This window comes from Candidatus Thermoplasmatota archaeon (assembly GCA_030018475.1).
Classification (GTDB): Archaea; Thermoplasmatota; JASEFT01; order JASEFT01; family JASEFT01; genus JASEFT01.
Window position 1 is genome coordinate 5214 of sequence record JASEFT010000044.1, and the last position, 2816, is coordinate 8029.

1 protein-coding gene is annotated in these 2816 nt (G+C 37.7%); it reads left to right on the top strand.

Features of this window, described 5'->3' with window-relative positions; genetic code table 11:
- On the top strand, positions 1-2783 hold a 2783-nt coding region (locus QMD21_06045), incomplete at its 5' end, for an AAA family ATPase (protein ID MDI6856325.1).
- Positions 2784-2816 lie beyond the last annotated feature (33 nt).

Genomic DNA, 2816 nt, shown 5'->3' on the forward strand with positions numbered 1-2816 from the left:
TTGAAATTGAAAATGATAAACTTGCTGAGCTTGAAAGTAAAATTGCAGAATACGGTGGCGAGGAGCTTAAAGAGCTAAGCGAAAAAATTATCAAATTAAGGGAAGAGCTTGTGAAGGTTACTGAGGGTGTAAAGTATTGCAAAGACGCAATTGAAAAGCTCAAAGAGGAGAAATCTTTAGTAGCTTATGAGATTGGTGCTAACGATAAAGAAATTGCGAAACTAGAGAAAGAGAAGCGAAGATTGGAGAAGGAGCTCGAAGGGAGCAGGAGACAAGCTCAAGAGCTAGAGGAAGATTATAAAAAGACCCAAGAGCTTATTGCTAAATCAGACTCTACTACAAGAGCCATACAGGAAGAGCTTGTAGAGCTCAAAAAAGAATATGAGAATGTGCAAGAAGTGCTGAAAAAAAGCAGAGCAGCTCGAGAGATTTGTAGTGACGTTATTGAAAGGCTCAGCAGTGAATGTGCTCAGCACAAAGAAAATATTAGTATTTACGAGTTAGAGCTTCGCAATAACAGCGAGCTTATAAAAGAGCTTCGTAAAGAGCTGAGAGGCTACGAGCGAAGTGAGCAAGAGCTTAACACTAAATTCTCAGAACTCACAGAAAGAGCAGATAAATTGTACGGCGAGCTTAAAGTGCTGGAGCCCAAAATAGTGAAATTACAGAATTATTATTCGCAGTTAAAAGCAGAGCTTTCGGCTGAGGAGGCTATCCATAAAGGCTATACAACCGCTGTAACTGCAATTCTAGAAGCCAGAGATAGGGGCGAACTCAAAGGAATTCACGGTACCGTTGGCGAGCTAGGTAGTACTAGTAAAGAATACGAGCAAGCTCTTGCAATAGCTGCTGGCGGTAGATTGCAATCAATTGTTGTAGATAACGATGAAAATGCTACTAAAGCTATAAATTATTTAAAGAGTAAAAAGCTGGGAAGAGCTACTTTTTTACCTTTAAACAAACTGCTCAAAGGCAATCCTGCAGGTAAAGCTTTGCTTGTAGTAAAAGATGCTAATGCTGTAGGCTTCGCAGTAGATCTTTTAAAATTTGACGAGAAATACAGAAATGCATTCTGGTATGTGTTTGGAAGCACTATAGTAATGAAAGATATGGAATCCGCAAGAAGGCATATGGGTGGGGTAAGACTCGTAACTTTAACCAACGAGCTCCTAGAACCCGGTGGCGCTATAACAGGTGGCAGCCTAGAAAAAACAGTTAAATTTGGAGCTGGCGAAACTGACTACGATAAAGTCGGTAAAGAGTTAAGGGAAAAGCTGCAGCAGCAGGAGAAGCTAAGTTCAGAACTAAGTTACGTTAAAGCAGAACTTAACAGTATAGAAAACGAGCTTAAAAGTATTGCAAATAAAAGGGAGCTGAGCATTGGTAAGCTAAGCATTTTAGGGACTAAATCTAAGGAATACTCAGTGAAATTATCAGGGCTTAAAAATTTAGAATCAAAACTTTTAGAAAAACTAAACAATGAAAAAAACAAATTAGCTGAAATTGCAGATAGTATTACTGCTGACAAGCGGAGGGTTTTAGAGTTAGAGCGTAAGAAAGATGAGTTAGCAAAAGCTCTTTTTTCAGCCACTCCACAGCAATTGGCAACGAAATCTAAAGAGCTTCAAGAAATCAGAGAAAATCTTTCAGAGCAATTAAGAGCTTTAGAGGCCAACATCCAGACTATTGGTACTCAGCTAGCTCTTATGCAGCAACGCAAACAAGAGCTTGAAACAAGATTGGAAAATATTAATAAAGAAGAAACCGAAAAGAGTGCCAAAATAGAATTTCTAACTAAAGAAGCTAATCGCTACAACGACGAGCTTAACGCAATACTGAAAGTAGAACAAAGTAGAAGCGCTGAGTTAAAAGAGCTGAACGAGAAACGAGAAATTATTAACAAGCGCATTATAGAGCTTACAAAAGATATTGAGAATTGCAACAATGAGATCAACACTTGTAAGGACTTGTATTCCAGCTGCGAGCTAAGACTTCCTGGTATTGAGGAAAAACTTGCAGATGTTATTGTAGAGCTACATAGTTATGAGCCTTATATTAAAGGCAAAGAAAACGAGAAAATACCATCTGTAGAGGAGCTAAAAACTAGAATACAAGAATGTGAAGATAGAATGCGCATTCTAGAGCCTGTAAATATGAAAGCACTTGAAGAATACGAAGGAGAGAGTAAAAGGAAGGAAAATATTGAGAGTGAGATAAAGCAGTTAATTGCGCAAAAGGAAGAGCTTATTAAAGTTATGGAAGAACTTAATGCAAAAAAGAATATTAATTTTATGAAGGTTTTTGAAGGCGTAAATAAAAACTTCAAAGCTATTTACAAAGAGCTCTCAGGTGGTAACGAAGGAGAACTTGTAATTGAAAATCAAGACAATATTTTTGAAGGGGGACTCAGCATTAGCGTAAAGCAAAAAGGCAAGAAAAGGAAGTTAAGCTCTCTTTCAGGCGCCGAAAAGAGTCTTACAGCACTTGCATTTATATTCGCAATTCAAAACTATTCTCCATCTCCTTTCTATGTACTTGACGAAATTGATATGCATCTAGATGCTTTTAACAGCGAGCTTGTAGCGAATCTTATTAAAAACAATTCTAAGAAAGCGCAATTTATTATTATTTCGTTACGTAAAATTTTACTTAAAGAAGCGGACCATTTGTACGGTGTGGTGAAAGCCGACGGCGAAATTTCTAAAATTATAGGGAACGTGAATTTAGAAGCAGTTGGCGAAGACGGAACAATAAGTAAAGATATTGCTTATGGTGAGGCTTAAAATGGAAAGCACAGCAGTTCTAGAGCACCTGCT